The sequence below is a fragment of the Mesorhizobium tianshanense genome (genome assembly GCF_007830515.1).
Lineage (GTDB): Bacteria > Pseudomonadota > Alphaproteobacteria > Rhizobiales > Rhizobiaceae > Mesorhizobium > Mesorhizobium tianshanense.
On the sequence record NZ_VLKT01000008.1, the window covers coordinates 59,353 to 82,423 of the forward strand.

Sequence of the window (23,071 nt, forward strand, 5' to 3'; positions counted from 1 at the left end):
TTTGGTCCGGCTACTTGGCCCGGCTATTTGGAGAGTCTGTGGAAGCCGCTATGATTTGCACCGTTGGACGATCTGGCAAAGGCATCAAAAAGGCATGCGGATGAGCGCGTTTCCCGAAATCTACCTGGTTCGGCATGGGGAGACGGAATGGAGCGCATCCGGAAAGCATACCGGGCGGACCGACATACCGTTGATGCCTGTCGGCGAGGAGGCCGCCCGGGGAGTTACTGAGCGGTTGCAGGGCCTTTCGTTCCAGGCTGTCTGGTCGAGCCCATCGCAGCGCGCCTTCAAGTCCTGCGTGCTGGCCGGCTTCGGTTCGGCCGGCCTGAAGACGTCTGACCTGGCGGAGTGGGACTACGGCGCTTACGAGGGACTGACCACGAAGCAGATCCTCGCCGAGCGTCCTGGCTGGCGTCTCTTTCGCGACGGATGTCCGGGCGGCGAGATGGCGCAGGATGTCGGCGCGAGAGCGGACCGGATCGTCAGCCAGTTGCGTGCCGTCAACGCCAATGTCCTGGTGTTTTCAAGCGCTCATTTCCTGCGGGTGCTGGCCGCGCGCTGGCTCGGCCTGCCGCCGCATGATGGCGCCCTGTTCGCCCTGGATACCGCCAGCATAAGCGTGCTCGGCTACGAGCACGATCTTGGCGAACCAATTGTCCGGCGCTGGAATCAGAGATAGCGGCCGCTAACAACCATTGGCCATCCGATCAGCACCCTGCCTTTGCCGGTGCGTCACGCTCCTTCCGACAGAAGAAACGGCTTTCGCCCGCCGAGAATATAGGCGATGGATTCAAGGACTATGCCGTTGGTATTTACGTCGGTGACCCCGATCAATTTGCCGGTCCGCTCAGAAACGCCGGCCGAAAAACCCAAGCCGGGCATTTTGGCTTGCTCTCGAACCAGGGCGATGAGCTTCTCCGAATAATCGCCGGGGCGGGCGGCGTACCAGAGATATGCGCCCTTGGTGCTGACCAGACGCAGCTTATCCGCCATCTTGTCCGCTCGGGCTTGCGACGAGGTTTTCAGCGTGTCGACCACGAACTGGCCGCCATGGTCCGTCAACTGATAGCCTTGGTAGGTGAAGTATGGCGGCCCCGCCATGGCACATTCGGAGACGCAAGTCAGAGTGCCCGTCTCGCGGTAGCGTTTTATCTGTGCAGCGTAAAGAGTGTCGGCCATGAGACGGCCATGCTGCGAGCCGCCCAGTTCGATTTCCTCGGTCACATGAGGTTCGGTTGCAATCCGCCCCCGCCGCTGAATCTCTGCGAGAGAGGCAATCGCAGCGTCCATGCTGCGACTTGGATCCTCAGAGTCAAAGACCGGCTTGATCGATTCTCCCCAAAGGCTGTAACCGCGCCCTGCGTAGCCTGCATAGCTGTTTGCATGCGCAGACGAGACCCTGCCATTCTTGCTGACCATATGCATTTCGCCGCCCTTGAGCACCGGCTTGAAGGTCCAACCTGAAACGAGGTCGAAAATCGGGAAGGCACCGGCCGTATGCTGGTCAAGAATTTTGAGCGCAACCAGCAATCGTCCGGTATCGGCGCTATCGAACCCTTCGCGCTGTCCACCTTGCGATCCCAGAGCCCGTTCGGCGTGTGGCAGCTTCCAACCAGCGTAGCGGAAATTCGATTCCCTGAGGAACGCAACGATCCGCGTGATGATCGTCTCGAACCTGGGCTGATCGATAATCCCCAGACGCTGAGCGGACAGCGTGGCGAGGATCTGCGTGCCGACATCCCACATCGTCGCGAAGGGGTATCCCGCCTGCTTGCCGGACTCGATCCAGGACGTCGCCGGTACCATGCCGTTGAAATTCTTCGAGCCCCAGTCGAAATAGCGCCAGGCCAGTTCGGCATCCGCCTTCAGGATACCGTCATCCAATGGATATTGATCCGGCTTTTTCCAATCGCGAACCGATACGTCCGCCCGCGCGCTTCTGATCCGATCGACGTTTGGCATGGCTGGACTGACCGCCGCATAATATTCGGCAAAGTTTACCAGTTTGGTTCCTCGCTGGGCGGATAACTCTGCGAGCGCGTCGAGTATCAATGCTTTCTTTTCGGGCGAATTGGCCGTTCGGGGATGGATACAGAAGATCGCGTCATTGTCCATCCCAATAAGGTCGAGGACCTGGTCCTTCGTGCGGTAGGGAATGTCGTCGCTCCACGACTTTTCGAACTTAACGGTGTTCGAGACGTGAAGAATACCTCGCTCGTCCATGCCGGCGAACCGGCGCAGGTCACCTTTGTCGGCACTGAACAAAGGTGTTCCGGTGGCAGTCAGTGCATCCAGCGTGTTCTCATCGAAAGCATCATTGGGTGGGATGTAGGAGACGGGGAACCTGCCGGTTGACCGATAAACCTCGCTGATGCCGCCCCTGATCAGGTCGAAATCCTTTCGGAGCGAATTTCCCAAAAGCTCCGACGGCGTGTGGTTCCAGCCATGGGCTGCGATATCGTAGCGGCGATACTCGGACATGGCGCGCAGATATGCCTTGCTCACCTCGTCCCTGGATAGCAGGCCCGCCTGTGGGGCGGGAATAATCCCATCGGTGACGGGGTAGCCGGCTTCGATCAGCTCGTAAACGAATGCGATGTGGCTCGGGTCCCAATCGGGATCAACCCTGAAATCGTCGACGCGAACGACGACCAGCCGATTGCCCGTATCCTTGCTCTGGAGATAGAGCTTTTGCGGGAGGATCGCACGGACGCTGCCGGACGCAACGGCAGCAAGCGCGCTCTGCGCGACTTGCGCTCCATAGTCGGCAAGATCACCGTCGCCGAGGCCGTTGAGCGTCCCGAACGGAATGTCGACAATGATCGGATTGTCGTTAGCGCTCAATGTGGCGATGTTCGAGGCAAGCGTTGCCGGCGCCATCAGCCCGCCGCCGGACGCGACCGGCCTCGTCGAGCTCAATGGAGACGCAAATGTGTTGACCAGGCCGGTTTCGGTCGTCCAGTAGCCACCGTCGGCCGGCTGTAGCATGATTGTGTCCTCGATGCCGCCCGAAAGTCGAATGACCGAACGGATTCCCGAGGCACGCAGGGAGGCACCATCCTGAAGGGAACGCAGCGGCGAGTTGGTGGTCAGGCTCAAAGCCGTTATCACGGCTTGAGACTGATATCTCTGATACTCGTTGATCAGATGGGAAAACGCGGCCTGGATGTCGCTGCCCTGGCGAAGCTGGAGATAGGGGTCTCCGGACACGAGCGTGTCGGCGTGGATGCCAAGTTCGATGCCGTCTGGATTGAGCGCGATTGCCTGGCGAAGCCAGCGGGCCAGTTCCGAATGGTAGTCCAGTGCCTGCCCTGCTGCATCGACCGGCGCGACTGTCAGCGTGACGGGCACCTTGCGGGTCAGGAACGAGGCGACAAGCCCTGCGAGCCTGCCCGGCTGTGCGCTGGCGCCTACATTGCTGATCGTGACGATGACCGGGTTGGGCAAGGGTTCGCTGGCCGCAGCCTTCGAAAGGCCTTTGTTTGCGACCGCCAGCAGCGGCATGCTCAGTGCACCAAGAAGAGCGGAGCGTCGCGTCATGTTCATTTTTACCTCCCGATGGAAACGATTCCCGCATAGCGCTCCGGACTGATCCAGCGGCCATCCGACTTGGCGGAAAACGACTTGAACAATGCCCGCAGGAAAAGCGCCGCATCGAGAAGCCGAATTACTGGAAACGCGACGCCATAGACGAGCAAACTCGGTCGACATTCGATGATCGAGACAACAATAGTGAGCGTGTAGTCGAAGGCGAGAAACAGGACCAGCAGACCGAGCGGCGACACGGGACGCATCGCGAGTTCACTGAGCGAGATTGCCGGCATCTCGAGACTGGTCACCAGATAAAGGAGCGCCGCAAACGGCAGGCTCAGAGCGAATATGGAAATGACAAGCAGTTCCGCCAGCAGGCCACCCAGGGACAGCCAAAAGCGGCTGGGCCAAAATCCGTGGCGCCATACGGTCTGCCAGAAACCGAGATACCAGCGTTGAACCTGCTTGCGATAGTCGTTCAGGCTGAACGGGTCCTCCGACCAGCATCGCGCCTTGGGCGAATAGGCAACGCGACCCAGCCGCTTATGCTGAACCTCGAAGGTCATGTTGAAATCTTCGATGACGAGGCCAGGAGCGGTGATGTCGATCTGGCGCAAGGCGCTGGTACGATAGACGCTGGCGAAACCGGGCGCGATATAGCTCACATTTGTCCATTTCCACGATTGCCCATACTGGAACGCCGTCTGCAGGATCCGGTAGAGACGCGTCCTGTATGCCGCATAGAGCATGTCCATGCCGAGCCTGCGCTGGTCACGCCAGCGCGACAGCACGTGACCTGCGACGACGGCCACCTTCGGGTCGTTGAACAGAGGCAATGCGTGCTCGAAATAGTGCTGGTCGATCTCTGAATCCGCGTCCTGGATCAGCACCGCCTCGTAGCGATCGCAGAGACGATAGTTGCGTATCGCCTTGTCGATCGCCTTGGCCTTGCCTGCATTTGGCTGAATGTCGAGCACCCTGCAGCCATGTGCGCGTGCGATGGCGACGGTGCGGTCGCGCGATCCATCGCTGGCGACATAGATCTGTCTTGCCGGAATGACGGCCGTCAGCGCCTTTATACATTTGGGAAGGGCAATTTCTTCGTTGTGCGCCGGGATGACCACGGCGACATCGGAGATGCCGATTGCCGACCGACCGCCGATTTTTGAGGGCGAGCCGATTTCGCTGATAAACCTGATCATGCCGACCATGCACCAGAATGCGATGTTGACCCCAAGCGAAGCACTGAGGAGCATCATCGTGAGGTTCACGGCGACGGTCTCCGTCATGGCGAGACACGTCGTGCGCGATGGCGATCGGCGGCGGGAGACTGGCGATGTCCAGCAAAGGCAAGGCGATCGAGGGAGGCGCCATTCATCCCGATATGACAGGTTTCAGTCGCGGCCAGGAAATTCCGGTAGCTCTGGCGGATACCGTCAGCGAGCGAAATCCGCTGGCGCCAGCCTAGCGCCTGTATCTTGGCGGTGTCGGGCCAGCGGCCGTGATGGTCTGCCGTGAAATGCTTCTCGAAAACGGCGCTGCCACTTAGTCCTGTTACCGCTCTCACCAGTTCGAACAGTTCGCAAATTGTGATCTGGTCAACGCCGCCGATGTTGTAGACCTCGGCACTGACGCCTCTTTCCATCACCGTCAACAGGCCGTCGACAAGATCGTCGACATGCAGGAAAGTGCGGGTTTGCGCGCCGTCGCCGTAAATCGGCACCGGCTGCTGGGCGATGAGATGCGAAAACATCTGCGGGACGACGCGCTTGTCTTCCGGCGACATTCCAGGACCATAGGTGTTGAAAATGCGCACGATTCGAACGTTGAGATCGTACTTGCGGCCCCAGAAGCAGGTAAGCGCCTCGCCGAAGCGCTTGCCCTCCTCATAGGGGCTGCGCGGGCCGACCGGATCAACCTTTCCGACATAGCTCTCCGGTTGAGGAAATATCTCCGGGTCGCCATACGCTTCCGCCGTGCTGGCAAAAAGATATCTGGCGTTTGATCGACGCGCCACCTTCAGAAGGTTCAGCGATCCAAGGGACGAGGTCATCAACATTTCCTCGCCAAGCAGCGCTATGTTGGGAACGCCCGTCGGGCAGGCCAGATTGTAGATGTGGCTGTAGCGGCGACGCAGCAGCCGGTTGCAGGAACCGGAATCGGCGATGTCGAGCTTCGTGAACCGAAAATTCGGGTATCGGGCAAGGTCCGCGACATTGGCTTTTCGACCGGTCGAGAAATTGTCGACGCAATCTACAGATACGCCCTGTTCAAGAAGACGGCGCGCAAGATTAGTTCCCAAAAACCCTGCCCCGCCCGCGACCAGACACCTGATCTCTTTGGCTTCATAAGTATTCATGCGAGCCATCGATCCCAGCATTGAGCACGAAGGAGATCGCACTCAATCGTTGCGTGCTTTTCGAATGAGAAGAACATTTCCACAGGCAGCGCAACTGATCGTTAACGATATAGTCAACGACTGTGGTTAATTATCGCATTGTAATTATTGTATTTTTTGGACACTCGGCTTTTTATATGAGCTATCTTGCAACAAACATGTTCGAAAATGGCACATGTTGATAGCTTGACAAAGCGGTGGCGCTATCGCAGCCGAAATCACGGTTTCCCACCTCTTGGGCCTTTGCGCCGAGCAAATTGCGTTCAAGAATTGAATTGGCACAAAGGTTGCGATCTGCCCTGCAAGTACAAAGCGCGATGCCGAACAGCTTGTGAGGTTGACGGATCGTCTGTCGCGACTCGCAAAACGTAAGAATACAGTACCGAAAGACCTTCGGCTGTATAGGGTGGGAGACGCAAAATGACCATTCTGGTCGATCGCAGTCGGGGAGCGACCCTTCTTTCAAAATTAGAGGCTCGAACGGCCACGATCGGCATCGTCGGGCTTGGCTATGTCGGCCTGCCCCTGGCGGCCGCGACTGCCCGCGCTGGGTTCAGGGTCATCGGTTTCGACGCGGATCATACCAAGGTTGAAAAGCTGAAAACCGGCCGGTCCTACATCGGCGCGGTAACCGACGAAGCGCTTCAGGCCATGATGGCAGGTGGAGCATTCAGGCCGACATTTGATTTCGCGGACTTCGCGCAATGCGACGTCCTGGCGATCTGTGTTCCGACGCCGCTCACCAAGCAGCGTGAGCCTGATCTTTCCTTTGTCGAAAGCACGACGCGCGCCATCGCCGGACATTTGCGCAAGGATCAACTGATCGTGCTCGAATCCACGACTTATCCGGGCACGACCGACGAGGTGATGAAACCGATCCTCGAGGCGAGCGGATACAAGTCCGGTCGCGACTTTTTCCTCGGATACTCGCCTGAGCGGGAAGATCCGGGCAGCACCGGTTTCGAGACCGCCACCATTCCGAAGGTTGTGGCAGGAGACGGCCCGGCCGCAGCCAGGCTGGTGGCGCAATTCTACGGCACGATCATCGACAAGGTTGTGCCGGTTTCAAGCATCAAGGTCGCAGAGGTGGTAAAGCTGACGGAAAACATTTTCCGCGCGGTCAATATCGCTCTGGTCAACGAATTGAAGGTCATCTACGGCGCCATGGGGATCGACATCTGGGAGGTGATCGAGGCCGCGAAGACCAAGCCGTTCGGTTACATGCCCTTCTATCCGGGGCCTGGGCTTGGTGGCCACTGCATACCGATCGATCCATTTTACCTGACCTGGAAATCGCGCGAGTTCGAAGTCTCGACAAAATTCATCGAGCTCGCCGGCGAGATCAACGTGTCGATGCCGCATTATGTCATGTCAAAGCTGACTGAGGCGCTGGATACGCGGCTGGGCCTGCCTCTGAGCCAGGCGGCTATCCTGATCGTCGGTGTCGCCTACAAGAAAAATGTCTCCGATGTTCGTGAAAGCCCGGCATTGAAGCTGATCGAGCTGCTGGAATCGCGCACGGCCGACATCGCCTATCACGACCCGTATGTCGCCCGCATCCCGAAGACGCGCAAACACCCACGACTGGCTGGAAAAGACTGCATCCGGCTCAGTCGCGATTCCATCGGCGCCTATGATGCGGTTGTGATCGTTACCGACCATGACGGCATCGACTACGGGCTTATCGCAAACCATTCGCGGCTGATAATCGACACGCGCAATGCGATGCAACGCAATGGCATCGTATGTGACCGCGTCGTGAAGGCTTAGGTCGGTCCGAAAGCCGACAGGCGGGGCACAATCTATCTGATCCCGTCCAGCACCTGCCTTTGCCGGTGCATCTCGAGGAATACCCGGTAGTCGCGGTCGAACCGGCCGCTAGCAGCCGGATTTGACGTTCGCTGCCTGCCGCCCTGCTGCATGGCGACGCAAGCGGCGTTCAAGTCGGGGAAGAGCCCGGCGGCGGTCGCGGCGACCATGCCGGTGCCGAGCAGCACCGCCTCGTCGGCCAACGGCTCGACCACCGTGCAGCCGGTGGCGTCGGCATAGAGCTCCATCAACAGCGGGTTCTTGGTGTGGCCGCCGGTGACATGAAGCGTGTCGATCAGATAGCCGTTCTGGTTCAGTGCTTCCAGCACATGGCGTACGCCCAGCGCGATGCTTATGGCGGTCCGCCAGTAAAGCTTGCACAGGCTGTCGAAGGAGGAATCCAGCGTCAGTCCGCTGATGACGCCGACGGCATGCGGGTCGGCGAGCGGCGAGCGGTTGCCGTGGAAGTCCGGCAGCACATACAGCCTTCCGGCAAGATCTTCGCCCTCGATGGCGCGCAGTTCGGCGACACGCCGGGCGATCCTGGCGTGCATGGCGGCGTCCGGTTCACCGCCAGCGCCATGCCAGCGGATGATGTGGTCGAGTAACGCGCCGGTGGCCGACTGACCGCCTTCCGACAGCCAAAGCCTGGGAAGCGCGGCACCATAATACGGGCCCCAGACGCCGGCAAAAGGTTGCGGATCGGGCGACATCGCCATGACGCAGCTCGACGTGCCGGCGATCAGCGCCAGATGCCGGCCGATGTTGGTTTCGTCGCCGGCAAAGCCGCCGAGCACACCGAGCGCGCCGGCATAGGCGTCGATGACGCCGGCGCCGACCCGGCATTTTTCCGTGAGGCCAAGCTCAGCCGCTGCTTGCGAACTCAGCCGGCCGATATCGGTACCGACCGGGCTGGCCTTCGCCGGCAGATTGCCATGCTCGAAAAGGTCGCCGAGGCCGACGGTTTCGAAGAAATCGCGCCGCCAGCCGGTTTCCTCATGCGCCAGATAGGTCCATTTGGCGGTCAGCGTACATTGCGAACGGGCGAGCGAGCCGGTCGCCTTCCAGGTAAGGAAGTCGGTGAGATCGAATAGATAGCCGGCTTCATTCCATGTCTGCGGCAGATTGCGCCTTAGCCACATCAGCTTCGGCGTCGCCATTTCCGGCGACATGACGCCGCCGACATAGTCGAGCACGGCATGGCCGCTTGCGGTGCATTCATCGGCCTCGGCAATGGCGCGGTGATCGAGCCAGACGATGGTGTCCCAGCGCCTTTCGCCCGACACCGATACGCTGAGCTGGCCACCATCCCTGCCCCGCACCACCAGCGAGCAGGTGGCGTCGAAGGAGATGCCGACAATGTCGTCCGCCGCGACGCCGGCCTGTTCGCGGGCGGTGCGCACGGCAACGCACACCGCCGACCAGATATCCTGCGAATCGTGCTCGGCGTGATCGGCCTTCGGCCGGTTCATGGCGATCGGGTGCTCGGCGCGGCCAAGCAACGTGCCTCTGGTGTCGAGAATACCCGCACGGGCGCTCCCGGTGCCGACATCGACCGCGCAAACGAAACTTTTCGTCAAGGTGTTCCTGCTCTCGCTCCCAGGCCTGCAATCAAATCGGGCAATTGCAGCATGTCAGCGAATATAAAGTCCGGCTCACTCGACGCAAGCCGCGCTTTCAATGCCGGGTTGCCGGCATGCGAGCCGCCGGTGAAGGCAAGGACGCGCATGCCCGCCGCCCGCGCCGCCGCGACGCCAGCCGGACTGTCCTCGACGACGAGACAATTTTGCGGCGTAGCTCCCATCCTGGTGGCTGCATGGAGAAAGAGGTCCGGCGCCGGCTTGCCCCGTTCGACCATTGCAGCGCTGAACAGATGCGGCTCCAGCAGCCCGAGCAGACCGGTGATGTCGAGCGCATAGCGGATGCGGTCCAGCGTGCCGGAGGAGGCGACGCAGCATGGCATGACAAGCCTCGGCAGAACCTGCCCGATGCCGGGGATCGGTTTCAGCTCCTCGCGAAATTTGCGCATGAGCTCGGCGCGCATCTCGCTCAGATGCCCGTCGGTGATATCAAGCCCGAACTCGCGGCCGAGGATTTCGCGGACGCTTTTCATGCTCTTGCCAAGGAAATGCTCATAGGCGGTCTCCTCGCTGATCGTGCCGCCGGCGAGGGCGATCATGCCGAGCAGCGCCGCTACTGACAGCGCCTCGCTGTCGACCAGCACGCCGTCGCAGTCGAAAATGACCAGGTCAGGCGTCATTGCGGGGCCTTCATGGGCGAGGCTTCATGGGCATCGAGCCGATTTCAGAGATCGTCGGCGAGATAGCGCGCCAGGGTCGCGCGCGCGCCGTCCGCCCAGAGCGCCTTGAGCGCATGGGCGAAGGCTTCGACAAACGGCGCCGAGCGACCGACATCGCCATAGATGTCCTCCATCGCAAGCCAGGCGGCAGGCGCTTCCTTCGCCGCTTTTGCCGTCGTCTGCAGCCGGTCCCAGCTCGGATCGTTGGGTTCGATGACGGCGCCGCTGTCCGTCGTGCCGAAGCAATAGCGGCACCAAAGTGCCGATTCCAGCGCCAGGCCGGCGACGCTTTTACCGGCCTTCAGCCGGTCGGCGATGGTCGGGATGATGAATTTCGGCTGGCGGTTGGAGCCGTCGAGGCAAAGCCTGCGGATCGTGTCACCGATCTTCGGATTGGAGAAGCGGTGCTCGATGAGCTGATAATAATCCTCCAGCACGGTGTCCGGCACCGGCGGCACGGTCGGAATGATCTCGACATGCTCCAGCTTGGCGAGAAAGCCGCGCACCAGCGGCTCCTGCATCGCCTCGTGGACGAAATGGATGTCCATCAGTCCCGCGGGATAGGCGATGGTCGCATGACCGCCATTGAGGATGCGTATCTTCATGACCTCGTAGGGCGCGACATCGCTGACGAACTGCACGCCGACCTTCTCCAGTGGCGGCCGGCCGTCGGTGAAATGATCCTCAAGCACCCATTGCCTGAACGGCTCGCAGAACACCGGCCAATTGTCGTCGAGGCCGAATTCGCTCGACAGAATGCCGCGCTCGCGGTCGGTGGTGGCGGGCGTGATGCGGTCGACCATGCCGTTCGGAAAGGCGACGTTCTCGCTTACCCAGGTCGCCAAATCCTCATCGATCAGCCGGGCGAGACCGATGACGCCGTCCGAGGTGACATGGCCATTGTGGGGGATGTTATCACAGGACATGATCGTGAAGGGCACGATGCCGTCTTCGCGGCGGCGCATCAGCCCGGCGAGGATGATGCCGAAGACGGTCTTCGGCATTGCTCCCGGCTCGGCATCCGCGACGATATCGGGATGGGTTGGATTGAACACACCCGACGCCGGGTCGATGAAATAGCCGCCCTCGGTGATGGTCAGCGAAACGATCCTTATCGCCGGATCGGCAAGCCGTTCTATGATCGCCACTGCGTCGCCCGGCATCAGGAAGTCGATCATGACGCCGGTGACGCGGGCGCTCATATGGCCGGTGTCCTGCTCGACCACGGTGGTCAGCCAGTCTTGTTCCTGCAGCTTGCCGCGGCCGACCTTCTCGCCCTCGAACACGCCGGCGCCGACAAGTGCCCAGTCGTGGCCGACGCCAGCATTGAACAGATCGTCGAGATAGACGGCCTGGTGCGAGCGGTGGAAATTGCCGACGCCGAAATGCACGATGCCAGCCTTGAGCGCGGCGCGATCGTATTTCGGGCCGGCCACCCTGGGGGGGAGGCTGGCGAGGATTGAAGAAGAGAGTTTCACGGTCATCTGCTTTTTACCCTTTGGCGGGACGGCTCTTCCCCCCATGGAGGGGACAGGGGGAAGAGCGCCTTCGCCCCCTCAACTCATCCACTGGCCGCCATCGACATTGTAGGTCTGGGCGACGATGTATTCGGCGTCCTCGCTGGCCAGGAACACCGCCATGCCGGTGAGGTCTTGCGCCGTGCCCATACGACCATAGGGCACTGCTTCGCCGACCAGCCTCTTCTTCTCGCCCTTCGGCCGGTTCTCGTACTTGGCGAACAACGAATCGACATGATCCCAATGCTCGCCATCGACGACGCCCGGCGCGATGGCATTGACGTTAATGCGGTGCTTGATCAGGTCGAGCCCGGCCGACTGGGTGAGCGAGATGACGGCCGCCTTAGTGGCGCAATAAACGCCAACCAGCGCCTCGCCGCGCCGGCCGGCCTGGCTCGCCATGTTGATGATCTTGCCGCCCTTGCCGCGGGCGATCATCGAACGGGCGGCCGCCTGCAGCATGAACAGCGTGCCGGCGACATTGACGGAAAACAATCTGTCGTAGCTTGCCTTCGATATGTCGACGATCGGCGCCAGGTCGAACAAAGCGGCGTTGTTGATCAGAATGTCCAGTCCGCCGGTCCTTGCCTCGACCGCCTTGACCGCCGCCTCGATCGAAGCGAGGTCGGTGACGTCCAGTTTCACGGCGTAAGCGTTGCCGCCGATCTCCGAAGCCGTCTTTTCCGCGGCTTCGAGATTGATGTCGCCGATCGCAACCGTGGCGCCCTCGCGCATATAGGCTTCGGCGAACGCCCTGCCGATGCCGCGAGCCGATCCGGTGATCAGCGCCGATTTACCTTTCAGCCTCACTGCACCATCGCCTTCCCGTCGGCATCGAAGCGATGCAGCTTGGCCTTGTCGGGCGTGAGATAGATCGTGTCGCCGTGATTGACGGCCAGTTCGCCGTCGGCGCGCACCGTCAGCGGCCCGACGCCGTCCGCCTGCACATGCAAGAACGTGTCAGAGCCGAGATGCTCGGCGACACCGACCGTGGCCTTCCAGTCGCCGGCGGTGGTGGAAATGTTCATATGCTCGGGGCGGATGCCGATGGTCCTGGCGCCATACTTGGCCGCCGGCGCGCCTTCGAACAGGTTCATCTTCGGCGAGCCGATGAAACCGGCGACGAACAGGTTCTTCGGCGTCTTGTAGAGCTCCATCGGCGAGCCGACCTGTTCGACGTTGCCGGCATTGAGCACGACGATCTTGTCAGCCATGGTCATGGCCTCGACCTGGTCGTGGGTGACGTAGATCATGGTCGTCTTGAGCTGATGATGCAGTTCACTGATCTCGAGCCGCATGGTGCCGCGCAGCGCCGCGTCGAGGTTGGATAAAGGTTCGTCGAACAGGAACGCCGATGGCTGGCGCACGATGGCGCGGCCGATGGCGACGCGCTGGCGCTGGCCGCCGGAGAGCTGGCCGGGACGGCGATCGAGATAGTCGGTGAGATTCAGGACGCGCGCCGCGTCCTTCACCTTCCTGTCGATGGTCGCCTGGTCCTCCCCCGCCATCTTCAGCGGGAAGGCGATGTTCTTGGCCACCGTCATGTGCGGGTAGAGCGCATAGGACTGGAACACCATGGCCAGCTTGCGCTTGGCCGGCGCCTCGCCGGTCACGTCGCGGCCGTCGATATTGATGGTGCCGGCGCTGGTATCCTCCAGCCCGGCGATCAGCCTGAGCAACGTGGACTTGCCGCAGCCCGACGGGCCGACGAAGACGACGAACTCACCGTTCTCGATGACCAGATCGATGTTTGGAATGATCGTCGTCGCCCCGAAGGATTTGGAGACGTTCTTGAGCGTGATGTTTCCCATGGTTTCCTCCCCGAGGGGTTATTGTCCGTTGTCCGTCGCCTGCGGCGGTATCACTTCACGGCGCCAAAGGTCAGGCCGCGAACCAACTGCTTCTGGCTGAACCAGCCCATGATCAGGATTGGCGCGATCGCCAGCGTCGAGGCCGCCGACAGCTTGGCCCAGAACAGGCCTTGCGGGCTGGAGAACGAACTGATGAAGGCAGTGAGCGGGGCGGCCTCGGTGGTGGTCAGCCGGATCGTCCAGAACGCCTCGTTCCACGCCAGGATGATGTTGAGCAGCATCGTCGAGGCGATGCCTGGCACAGCCATCGGCGTCAGCACGTAGACGATCTCCTTCCAGAGCGATGCACCGTCCATGCGCGCCGCTTCCAGGATCTCGCCCGGGATCTCGCGAAAGTAGGTGTAGAGCATCCACACCACGATCGGCAGGTTGATCAGCATCAGCATGATCATCAGGCCGATGCGGCTGTCGAGCAATCCGGTATCGCGGAAGATCAGGTAGATCGGGAACAGCACGGCAACCGCCGGCATCATCTTGGTGGAAAGCATCCACATCAGGATGTCCTTGGTCCACTTGCCCGGCGAGAAAGCCATCGACCATGCCGCCGGTATGGCGACAAGCAAAGCCAGGATGGTGGAGCCAACCGCCAGAAACACCGAATTGAGGAAGAACTTGAAGTAGCCGTTCTGCGCCTCGACCTGGGAATAACTCTCCATGGTCCCCGACGGGAGCAAGTTGAACCCCTGGATGGCCTCCTGTTCCGACTTGAACGAGGTGATGACCGTATAGAGGATCGGGAAGAAGACCAGCAGGGCGACGATCCAGGCGGCCGCGGTCGCAATCGTCTTGTGCTGGGTGCTGACTGCACGTGCCATCTTATCCTCCCTATTTGTCCAGGTTCTTGCCGACCGCGCGCATGGCGAAGAAGGCGACGATGTTGGCGAGAATGACGGCGATGATACCGCCGGCGGACGCCTGGCCGATTTTGAACTCCAGCAGTGCCTTCTGGTAGACGAGGAAGGGCAAGTTGGTGGAGGCGTAACCCGGGCCGCCATTGGTGGTGACGAGGATCTCGGCATAGACCGACAAAAGGAAGATCGTCTGGATCAGGATGACGACGGTGATGGCGCGCGACATGTGCGGCAGCGTCAAATAGATGAAGCGGCTGACGAAGCCGGCGCCATCCATCTCGGCGGCCTCCTTCTGCTCGCCGTCGAGCGATTGCAGCGAGGTCAAAAGAATCAATGTCGCAAACGGCAGCCACTGCCAGGCGACGATGATGATGATCGCGGTGAGCGGATACTGCCCGAACCAGTCGATCGGCTGCCCGCCGAAGAAGCGCGCGATATCGGCAAAGACGCCGTACTGCGGATGCATGATCATGTTCTTCCAGACAAGTGCTGCCACCGGCGGCATGACGAAGAACGGCGAGATGACGAGGATGCGGACGATGCCTTGTCCCCATATCGGCTGATCGATCAGGAGAGCCAGCGCGATGCCGCCGATCACCGTGATCAAGAGCACGCTGCCCACGAGGATAAGCGTATTGAGGATCGATTGCAGGAATGCCGGGTTGGAATAGAAAAGGGCGTAGTTCGAGAAGCCGACGAACCCGTCGCGGATCGGGTTGAGCGGATTGTACTGCTGGAAGGAGAACCACAGGGTGAATGCCAGCGGAACGACCATCCAGACAAACAGCAGCACCACGGATGGCGCCATCATGAAGCGGGCAAGCGAACGGGTCTGCTGAGTAGCCATGACGGTCACCCTTCAAAGGTCAGCCAAAATTCTTGAGGTGTGAAGGCGGCCGCCCGAACTGGGATTCGGGCGGCCCCCTGCTAGCCGGCCATGATGGGCAACCGGCGTTCGGGCACCGGGAGGAGCCTTACTGGATATAACCGCCCTCGGTCATCGTCGCGGTGGCGGCGTCCTGGGCCTGCTTCAAGGCGTCGTCGACGCTCGTCTGGCCGGCGAGTGCCGCCGAGAAGAGCTGGCCGACAGTGGTGCCAAGGCCCTGGAACTCAGGGATGGCGACGAACTGAACGCCGACATAAGGAACCGGCTTGACGGTCGGATGCGTCGGATCGGCGGCATTGATCGAATCCAGCGTCATCTTGGCGAAGGGCGCCGCCTTCTGGTACTCGGGGTTGGCGTAGAGCGAGGACCGCGTTCCGGGCGGAACGTTGGCCCAGCCTTCCTTCGAGGCAACGAGTTCGGCGTAGGCCTTGCTGGTCGCCCAGGAAACGAACTTCTGCGCCGAATCCGCTTTCTGCGTCCCGGCGGGAATGGCCAGCGACCAAGCCCACAGCCAGTTTCCGCGCTTGCCCAAACCATTGTCCGGCGCCAGCGCATAGCCGACCTTGTCGGCGACCGTGGAATTCTTCGGGTCGGAGACGAAGGAGGCTGCGACCGTGGCATCGATCCACATGCCGCACTTGCCCTGCTGGAACAGCGCCAGGTTTTCATTGAAGCCGTTCGACGATGCACCTTCGGGGCCATTGGCCTTCATCAGGTCGACGTAGAACTGCAGCGTGTTCTTCCATTCGGGCTGGTCGAACTGCGGCTTCCAGTTCTCATCGAACCAGCGCGCGCCGAAAGAGTTCGACATGGCGGTCAGGAAGGCCATGTTCTCGCCCCAGCCGGCCTTGCCGCGCAGGCAGACGCCGTTCACGCCGTTGGCGCGATCCGTCATCTTGTCGGCGGCCTGCTTGATGAAGTCCCAGGTCGGCGCGTCTGGCATGGTCAGCCCGGCCTTCTCCATCAGGTCTTTGCGGTACATGACGAAGGAGCTTTCGCCGTAGAACGGTGCCGCATAAAGCGTGCCGTCGACCGACAGGCCGCCGGCGATGGCCGGGATGATGTCCTTGACGTCATAGTCGTCGCCGAGCTTGTCGAGCGGCAGCAGCCAGCTCTGCTTGGCCCAGATCGGAACCTCGTAGGTGCCAATGGTCATCACGTCGTACTGGCCGCCCTTGGTGGCGATGTCGGTGGTGACGCGCTCGCGCAGCACGTTTTCCTCGAGCGTGACCCACTGGAGCTGGATGTCGGGGTTCTTGGCGGTGAAGTCGTCGGTCAGCTTCTGCATGCGGACCATATCGCCATTGTTGACGGTGGCGATGGTGATGGATTCGGCATGCGCGGCGAACGCGAGGATGCTGGCCGACAACAGACCCAGGGTGAGCGTGCAAAGTTTCATCAAATTCCTCCCTTAAACCAAGTGAGCATTTGCCTTGGCTGTGAGCAATTACTCACTTTGCGTGATTTATGTCAAGCCGGATTCGTTGCTGCAGCGCAACACGCAGTCTCGTTCGACATCCGGTTCCAGACGGCTTCGGGGATATTTGAAGACGGTTGGGATGGGTCTCGGCGCGCGAAATGTCGGATTATCGGCTGGAGATCTCGGCCAGGATCCATTCGCGAAAAGCGCGGATCTTCGGCACGTTGCGCCTTGCCTGGGGATAGACCAGCCAATAGGCGTGGCCGTCGTCGCCGACCAGGTCGAAAGGCTGGATCAGACGGCCGTCGGCAAGTTCGGCACTGAACAGCGCCCTGGTCACGATCGCCACGCCCTGCCCGGCAATCGCGGCGTTCGCCTCATAGGCCTGCGCACCCATGCTGGAGCCGGGGCGCTTGGCCAGCTCCTCGACGGGCAGGCCGGCGGCGATAAACCAGTCCCGCCACCAGATGTCACTGGGATCAAGGATCGGCAAACGCAGCAGGTCGGCCGGCTCCCTGACGCCGCCGATGCTGGCCGCGAGCTGCGGGCTCAGAACCGGCGTGAAATCCGCATTGAAGAGCTTGTGAACCTCGACCCCCGGCCAGGTGCCGCCGCCGGAGCGAATGGCGATATCGATATCCTCGCGTGCGAAATCGACAACGCGGTTCGAGGTGTCGAGGCGCACTGCCAGCGACGGATGCGCGACCTGGAACGAGCCGAGATGGCGGGCCAGCCAGTTGGAGGCAAACGTCAGCAGCGTCGAAACGCACAGCACGCCATCGGCGCCGCTGCGCGCAGCGGCATAGGCTCCGCTTAACAGGGCGAAGGCCTCGCTGACCGCGGGAGCCAGACGCTGCCCGGCCTCTGTCAGCTCGATCTGCCTGGGACGGCGCAGGAACAAAGGCGCGCCGACGCGCTCCTCCAGAAGCTTGATCTGGTAGCTCGCCGCCGCCTGCGTCATGCCGAGCTCGCCGGCGGCCCTGGTGAAGGAAAGATGCCTTGCCACCGCCTCGAACACCCGGATCGCCTGAAGCGGCGGGAGCTGGGAGACCTGCCGGGACTTGAGTTCAGGCATAAGCCCTCCTTATGGGCCGTGATCGACGTTTGATTGGCAGCAACGGCCGATCCTGCCGATATCTGAGCGGACGATCACATGCGCTAGACATAGCGGAGGCCGATGATCATGACCACGGTACAGGAAAAGCTGCTCTTAACTCCAGGCCAAAGCTGGCTTTCGTGGCTGGTGCGTGGACTGGCACGGCGCGGGGCCAGGAAACGGGCCTATCTCGACCTCATGGCGTTGCCGCCGCATCTGCAGCGCGACATGGGTCTTCTGGACGGCAACGATCCTCGCGGCCGGCGCCAATAGCGCGCCGAACCTACCTGCCGAATTTATCGGAGATCAACCCGCGGCCAGCAGGGCGGCGGCGGTCCGCTCATCGGTGATGAGGCCGTTGACCAGCCGCCGGTTCACAGCCGCAAGGATGCCCGGCAGTTTCCGCTCGCCCATGGCCGGGGCGATCACCAGTGACTTTTCGCGCGACGGCAGCGCAGCCGACGATACCCGGTCGTTGGTGATGCCTTCGATCATACGACCTTCGCGATCGAACACCCAGCCAACGATCTCGGCGACGCCGCCCGCCTTTTGCAGCGCCTTCAATTCACTCTCCGAAATGAAGCCGTCCTCGTAAAGCGGCGCCTTGGGGCCGAGATCGCCGATGCCGACGAACGTGACGTCGGCCTCCGCCGCCAACGCCAGTGTCGGCCGGATCATCGGCTGGTTGTGCAGCATCTCGCGCTCCTCCGGCGAGGAGGCGATGACCGGAAGCGGCATCGGGAAGGACCGCGCCTTGACCCTGTCGGCCATGGTGAAGATGACGTTGTAGAAGGCGGCCGAGCCGTCGGGCGAGATGTTGCCGGTCAGCGACACGATCTTGTGCTGCGGGCATTCCATCGGCGGCAGTTGCTCGATTGCCGCCTTCAGCGTACGGCCGGTGCCGATCGCCATGACGATCGGCACCGGCGACCGCAACCGTCTCTCGATCTCGGCAGCCGCCGCCACGGCGATGCCGATGATGGTGGAGGAGGAAGCGGGATCGCTCGGCACTACCTCAACCAGATCGAGCGCGAAGCGCAATTTCAGCCGCGCCGCGAGGTCGAGGCAATTGGCGATCGGATGGTCGACACGCACCTTGATCAGCCCCTCCGACACCGCCAACGACACCAACCGCTGCGCCGTCTGCCGCGAAATGCCGAGCGTCGAGGCGATCTGGTCCTGCGTATTGCCGGCGACATAATAGAGCCAGCCGGCGCGTGCCGCGTCATCCAATCTGCTGCTGCCGCTGTCCTGCCGCGATTTCAAGCCTTTGCCTCCAAGCCCGCCGAGCATTTGAGCGGGCGCTATAGTCTTGCAGGGAATGCGCTTGCGCGCAATTGCCATTCATCAGAGCAATTGCTTGCATGTTTCTGCAAGAACGAGCGAGGATTCTGCTAGGTCGGCACCGCTGACAGCGGCTCGAAGGTTTATCTCCCATCACAAACGCTTTAAGGGGATCGAAAAGGGATTCTTGCATGACGCCGAAAGCGGTTTTCTGGGATATGGACGGCACACTGGTCGACAGCGAGCCCTTGCACGAGGCTGCGCTGGTAGCGGCGCTGCATAGCGTCGGCATCGCGGCGCCGGCCAACCTGCATGAGCGGGTGCTCGGCATTGCCGCATGGCCGGTCTACGAGATGCTGCGCGACGAGTTCGGCCTCGACCTGCCCTTCGACGACTGGATCGTACGCAAATACGACCACTACCTGCCGATGGCCGAGACGCTGAAGCCACGGCCCGGCGCGATCGAGATCTTCAACGAACTGCGCGCGCTTGGCGTGGCGCAAGCGGTGGTGTCCAATTCCGACCGGCTGATCGTCGACGCCAATCTGCGCGCGGTCGGCCTCGTCTATCCCGGCATGAAGACCGTCAGCCGCAATGACGTGCACGAAGGCAAGCCGCACGCCGAACCCTTCCTGCGGGCTGCCTGGCTGGCCGGTGTCGATCCAGCCGATGCCGTGGCCGTCGACGACAGCGCGACCGGCGTTACGGCCGGGCTGGCGGCGGGGATGAGGACGATCTTCTGGCCGGAAGTGCCCATGGATGGGCCGCCCGGCGCGACAAGCATCAACAGCGCCGACGAATTGCGGGCTGAGCTGGGGCTTCCATTTTAAGCATGATCTTTCCCGAAAACCGGGTTCCACTTTTCGGGATCATGCTGGACATCAGTTCCGGTAGACCGGCTCCTGCTCGTCGAGGATCGCCTTCAGTTCGGACAAATGCCGTTCGGCCTGGCCGGGATAATCTTCCTGTTCCCTTGCCGCCTTTTCGGCGATTTCGTCCGACAGGACCCGTAGCGGACGGCCGGTCCACAGCGCCTTGATGTAGGTCTCGGCGGCGCGTTCGAAATAGAACATGCGGTTGAAGGTGTCGGCGACGGTATCGCCGATGACAAGCACGCCATGATTGCCCATGACCATCACCTTGACCTTCGGATCGGTAAGCAGCTGCGCGCAGCGTTCGCCCTCCTCCTCGAAGGCGAGCCCGCCATAATGGCCGTCAACGACATGGCGGTTGAAGAAGATCGCCGAGTTCTGGTCGATCGGCGGCAGCGTCGAGTCGGCGAGCGAAGCGAGCACCGTGGCGTGGATCGAGTGCACATGGATGACGCAGCGCGCATGACGCACATTGCGATGGATGGCGCCATGCAGGCCCCATGCCGTCGGATCGGGTGCATTCGGGCCGGAGAGCGTGTCGGGATCGTTGGCGTCGATCAAAAGCAGGTCGCTCGCCTTGATGCGTGAGAAATGCACCTGGTTGGGGTTCATCAGGAATTGCGAACCGTCATCGTTGACGGCCAGCGAGAAATGATTGGCCACGGCCTCGTGCATGTTGAGCCGCGCCGTCCAGCGGAAGGCGCAAGCCAGATCGACACGCTCCTCGTGGAAGGGCAGGTTGGTCAGCATTTCCTTCTGCAGGCGGGCGATGCTCATCGAAAACCTCCGTGAAAGAAGCAAGGATGCCGCGCGCCGGAGGGGCACGCAACCGGTTTCGTTTGGTGCAGACGAGCGCCGTTGCCTTACGCAGCCGTGCTCGTGGAGGCGCGAACCCTTAGCCCGCCTTGCTCGATGATGAAATCGATCACCTCCTGCAGGCCCTTGCCGCGCGACAGGTCGGTGAAGCCGAAGGGCCGCTTGCCGCGCATGCGGGCGGCGTCTGCCTCCATCACGTCGAGATTGACGTTCACATAGGGGGCGAGATCGCTCTTGTTGATGACCAGGAAGTCGGTACGGGTAATCGCCGGGCCGCCCTTGCGCGGGATCTCCTCGCCCTGGCAGACCGAGATGACATAGAGCGTCAGGTCGGCAAGGTCGGGGGAAAACGTGGCGGCAAGGTTGTCGCCGCCCGATTCGATGAAGACGATATCGAGATCCGGGAATCTTTTGTTCATCTCGGCGATCGCCTGCAGATTGATCGAGGCGTCCTCGCGGATGGCCGTGTGCGGGCAGCCGCCGGTCTCGACGCCGATGATACGATCCTCGGAAAGCGCCTGAAGCCGGGCCAGCATCATGGCGTCTTCCTTGGTGTAGATGTCGTTGGTGACGACGGCGATGGAGAATTCGTCGCGCAGCGCCTTGCAGAGCTTTTCGGTGAGCGTCGTCTTGCCGGAGCCTACGGGGCCGCCGATGCCGATGCGAAGAGGACCGTTGGCTTGTGTCATCTAGGGAACTCCGTGACGGCAAGAATGGCGAAGCCGAGCCCTACAACCAAGCAGAGCGGCGAATAATAGCTGACATCGAACCGCGCGAAAGGCTGTTCCGGCGTCAGCCGGCGCCACCAGGGCGTGAAGCCGGCAATGCCGCGCGCCAGGAAGACGAGCGCGATGAGCAGCGCGGTGGCGACAAGCCCGGCCTTTGGAAAGGGCGTGGCAAAGACGCCTTCAAGCGCCATCGGCCACAGTGTCGCCAGGCCGAGGCATGCGGCAACGGCGAAGCTGGCGAAGGGCGCCGGCATTTCGTCGACGCCGCGAAAGCCGACCACCGCGCGGGCGCAGGAGGCAGCGTCCCGGCCCGGCCAGATGCCGCCAATGCCCCAATAGACATGCAGCGTGGTGATCAGCAGCAGGACGAACGAGAGCGTGAAGGCGAGGATGATCATGAACGGAACAGCCGCGAATATTGCGTTTCGTGCTTCATCGCCATGACATCCGAGACGAAGGCGCAGCCGCCGAGATCGTTAAGCGTCGAGCGCGCGGCGCGAGCGGCGACGCTGAGCGCCAGCGGCTCGAAGCTGGCGAGCAGCGCGATGGCTTCTGTCTGGCCGACGACGCCCAGCCTGATCGCGGCCTGGACGAGGTTGGAGAAGAAGGTCTGAAGGAAGGCGGAGAGCGCGTCTTGCAGCGCAATGCCATTGCCACCGGCCACCGCGCCGACAGCGACGCAATAAGGGCATTCGGCCGGCAGACGTTCCAGCACTTGGCAGGGCCAGGCCGAGGCCGCCTTCAGGAAGGCCGCCCCTTGCAGCATGGTTTCAGTGTGGCGCTCGCGCGAGCCGGCCAAGGCCTCGGCAAGTGCCGCGATCTCATCGAGATCGCCGCCCTCGCGGGCGCGCCGCCAGCTTTCGGCAAACAGCACCGCGTCGTTCCAGCCCGAGCCCATCTCGACCAGCGTCTCCAGCCATGCGGCGAGGTCTTTGCCGTCAGCAACCAGCCCGGCATGCGCGGCTTGTTCCAGACCATGGCTGTAGGAAAAGCCGCCTACCGGGAAGGAAGGCGACAGCCAGGCCATCAGCCGCAACACGGCTATGCTGGAAGGCTGGTCAGTCATGGTTATGGCTGTCGTGGTCGTGCGAATGGCTGTGCGAGTGGGAATGCGACTCGCTATGGGCATGAGAATGCGCCTCGGCATGGCTGTGCGCATGCGCCTCGGCATGAGCATGGCCGGAATAGGCGCCACGCACCGGCACGAACGGTTCGGAGACGTCGCGCACGGTTGCACCCAGGCCTTCCAGCATCGCCTTGATGACATGATCGCGCAGGATGAGGATGCGTTCCGCTTCGATGGCGGCCGCAAGATGCCGGTTGCCGATATGCCAGGCGAGCTCGGCCAGGTGCACCGCGCTCTCAGCACGGATGTCATAGAGCGGCTCCTCAGCCGCGACGATCTCGACATGGCGGCCATCCTCCAGCACCAGCCGGTCGCGGTCGCCCAAGGCAACCGGTTCGGGCAGATCGACCAGCACCCTGTCTCCGCCGGCAAGTTCGATGACCCTGCGGCGCAGATGCCGCTCGTCATGGGCAAGCACGGCACGATCATAGGGCGTGACCGCTCCCGCTTCGCCGGCGGTGAGCACCGAGACGGCGCGCGGGAATTTGGTGAAGTCGGTGCGGATGTCGAGCTTCATGTCAAAACCTGCCTTTTCCGTAACCCTAACCCATCGCGAACATCGGCCCA

The 23,071-nt window shown here is 61.9% G+C and carries 22 protein-coding genes; 4 read left to right on the forward strand and 18 right to left on the reverse strand.

Annotated elements, in window-relative coordinates; all coding sequences use genetic code 11:
* The first annotated feature begins 100 nt into the window (after positions 1 to 100).
* Positions 101 to 679: a histidine phosphatase family protein gene (locus IQ26_RS08075; RefSeq protein WP_145715656.1), complete on the forward strand. Its 579-nt coding sequence runs from the start codon at positions 101 to 103 to the stop codon at positions 677 to 679.
* 53 nt (positions 680 to 732) lie between these two features.
* On the opposite strand, the gene IQ26_RS08080 is transcribed toward IQ26_RS08075, so the two are convergent.
* The 3 genes from IQ26_RS08080 to IQ26_RS08090 are packed head-to-tail and all read right to left on the reverse strand — an operon-like array spanning position 733 to position 5,890.
* Positions 733 to 3,546: a DUF3131 domain-containing protein gene (locus IQ26_RS08080; protein WP_162457890.1), complete on the reverse strand. Its 2,814-nt coding sequence runs from the start codon at positions 3,544 to 3,546 to the stop codon at positions 733 to 735.
* A 2-nt stretch (positions 3,547 to 3,548) separates the two neighbouring features.
* Entirely contained in the window at positions 3,549 to 4,820 is a 1,272-nt protein-coding gene (locus tag IQ26_RS08085) for a glycosyltransferase family 2 protein (protein ID WP_145715661.1), read from the reverse strand.
* Positions 4,817 to 5,890 (reverse strand): NAD-dependent epimerase/dehydratase family protein, encoded by a 1,074-nt coding sequence (locus tag IQ26_RS08090; protein WP_162457891.1) that lies wholly within the window; start codon positions 5,888 to 5,890, stop codon positions 4,817 to 4,819. Before IQ26_RS08090 ends, IQ26_RS08085 begins: the two co-directional genes overlap by 4 nt.
* A gap of 459 nt (positions 5,891 to 6,349) precedes the next feature.
* Here IQ26_RS08090 and IQ26_RS08095 point away from each other — a divergent pair, with 459 nt between their 5' ends.
* Complete coding sequence (locus IQ26_RS08095; RefSeq protein ID WP_145715665.1) at positions 6,350 to 7,699, forward strand: nucleotide sugar dehydrogenase; 1,350 nt, start codon at positions 6,350 to 6,352, stop codon at positions 7,697 to 7,699.
* 32 nt (positions 7,700 to 7,731) lie between these two features.
* On the opposite strand, the gene IQ26_RS08100 is transcribed toward IQ26_RS08095, so the two are convergent.
* From IQ26_RS08100 to gcvA, 9 genes are all read right to left on the reverse strand, one after another.
* Positions 7,732 to 9,318, reverse strand: a complete 1,587-nt coding sequence (locus tag IQ26_RS08100; RefSeq protein WP_145715667.1) for an FGGY-family carbohydrate kinase — start codon at positions 9,316 to 9,318, stop codon at positions 7,732 to 7,734.
* On the reverse strand, positions 9,315 to 9,998 hold the full coding sequence (locus IQ26_RS08105; protein WP_145715669.1) for an HAD family hydrolase: 684 nt from the start codon (positions 9,996 to 9,998) through the stop codon (positions 9,315 to 9,317). The genes IQ26_RS08100 and IQ26_RS08105 overlap by 4 nt, the downstream gene beginning before the upstream one ends.
* 44 nt (positions 9,999 to 10,042) lie before the next feature.
* A complete protein-coding gene (locus IQ26_RS08110; RefSeq protein WP_145715671.1) occupies positions 10,043 to 11,521 on the reverse strand; it encodes a mannitol dehydrogenase family protein in 1,479 nt (492 codons plus the stop codon).
* A gap of 72 nt (positions 11,522 to 11,593) precedes the next feature.
* Positions 11,594 to 12,364: an L-iditol 2-dehydrogenase gene (locus IQ26_RS08115; protein ID WP_145715673.1), complete on the reverse strand. Its 771-nt coding sequence runs from the start codon at positions 12,362 to 12,364 to the stop codon at positions 11,594 to 11,596.
* Positions 12,361 to 13,365: an ABC transporter ATP-binding protein gene (locus IQ26_RS08120; protein ID WP_145715675.1), complete on the reverse strand. Its 1,005-nt coding sequence runs from the start codon at positions 13,363 to 13,365 to the stop codon at positions 12,361 to 12,363. The genes IQ26_RS08115 and IQ26_RS08120 overlap by 4 nt, the downstream gene beginning before the upstream one ends.
* A 50-nt stretch (positions 13,366 to 13,415) precedes the next feature.
* Positions 13,416 to 14,240, reverse strand: a complete 825-nt coding sequence (locus IQ26_RS08125) for a carbohydrate ABC transporter permease (protein ID WP_145715677.1) — start codon at positions 14,238 to 14,240, stop codon at positions 13,416 to 13,418.
* A 10-nt stretch (positions 14,241 to 14,250) separates the two neighbouring features.
* On the reverse strand, positions 14,251 to 15,123 hold the full coding sequence (locus tag IQ26_RS08130) for a carbohydrate ABC transporter permease (protein WP_145715679.1): 873 nt from the start codon (positions 15,121 to 15,123) through the stop codon (positions 14,251 to 14,253).
* Between the two features lie 127 nt (positions 15,124 to 15,250).
* Complete coding sequence (locus IQ26_RS08135; protein ID WP_145715681.1) at positions 15,251 to 16,561, reverse strand: ABC transporter substrate-binding protein; 1,311 nt, start codon at positions 16,559 to 16,561, stop codon at positions 15,251 to 15,253.
* A gap of 187 nt (positions 16,562 to 16,748) precedes the next feature.
* Complete coding sequence (gcvA, locus tag IQ26_RS08140; RefSeq protein WP_145715683.1) at positions 16,749 to 17,657, reverse strand: transcriptional regulator GcvA; 909 nt, start codon at positions 17,655 to 17,657, stop codon at positions 16,749 to 16,751.
* Between the two features lie 108 nt (positions 17,658 to 17,765).
* Here gcvA and IQ26_RS08145 point away from each other — a divergent pair, with 108 nt between their 5' ends.
* The gene (locus tag IQ26_RS08145) at positions 17,766 to 17,951 is read left to right on the forward strand and encodes a hypothetical protein (RefSeq protein WP_145715685.1); all 186 of its coding nucleotides are present in this window, start codon (positions 17,766 to 17,768) and stop codon (positions 17,949 to 17,951) included.
* Between the two features lie 33 nt (positions 17,952 to 17,984).
* Here IQ26_RS08145 and IQ26_RS08150 read toward each other — a convergent pair whose 3' ends face one another.
* Positions 17,985 to 18,944 carry a sugar-binding transcriptional regulator gene (locus tag IQ26_RS08150; protein ID WP_145715687.1) on the reverse strand — a complete coding sequence of 320 codons (960 nt, stop codon included), beginning with the start codon at positions 18,942 to 18,944 and terminating at the stop codon, positions 17,985 to 17,987.
* Between the two features lie 209 nt (positions 18,945 to 19,153).
* On the opposite strand from IQ26_RS08150, the gene IQ26_RS08155 reads away from it, so the two are divergent.
* Positions 19,154 to 19,792: an HAD family hydrolase gene (locus IQ26_RS08155; protein WP_145715689.1), complete on the forward strand. Its 639-nt coding sequence runs from the start codon at positions 19,154 to 19,156 to the stop codon at positions 19,790 to 19,792.
* A gap of 51 nt (positions 19,793 to 19,843) precedes the next feature.
* Here IQ26_RS08155 and IQ26_RS08160 read toward each other — a convergent pair whose 3' ends face one another.
* The 5 genes from IQ26_RS08160 to IQ26_RS08180 form a co-directional block, all read right to left on the reverse strand.
* A complete protein-coding gene (locus IQ26_RS08160) occupies positions 19,844 to 20,611 on the reverse strand; it encodes a class II aldolase and adducin N-terminal domain-containing protein (RefSeq protein WP_145715691.1) in 768 nt (255 codons plus the stop codon).
* A gap of 86 nt (positions 20,612 to 20,697) precedes the next feature.
* Positions 20,698 to 21,339 carry an urease accessory protein UreG gene (gene ureG / locus IQ26_RS08165; RefSeq protein WP_145715693.1) on the reverse strand — a complete coding sequence of 214 codons (642 nt, stop codon included), beginning with the start codon at positions 21,337 to 21,339 and terminating at the stop codon, positions 20,698 to 20,700.
* Entirely contained in the window at positions 21,336 to 21,776 is a 441-nt protein-coding gene (locus IQ26_RS08170) for a DUF3995 domain-containing protein (RefSeq protein ID WP_145715695.1), read from the reverse strand. The genes ureG and IQ26_RS08170 overlap by 4 nt, the downstream gene beginning before the upstream one ends.
* On the reverse strand, positions 21,773 to 22,444 hold the full coding sequence (locus IQ26_RS08175; RefSeq protein WP_162457892.1) for an urease accessory protein UreF: 672 nt from the start codon (positions 22,442 to 22,444) through the stop codon (positions 21,773 to 21,775). Before IQ26_RS08175 ends, IQ26_RS08170 begins: the two co-directional genes overlap by 4 nt.
* Positions 22,437 to 23,021, reverse strand: coding sequence for an urease accessory protein UreE (locus tag IQ26_RS08180; RefSeq protein ID WP_145715697.1), 585 nt, complete (start codon positions 23,019 to 23,021; stop codon positions 22,437 to 22,439). Before IQ26_RS08180 ends, IQ26_RS08175 begins: the two co-directional genes overlap by 8 nt.
* Positions 23,022 to 23,071 lie beyond the last annotated feature (50 nt).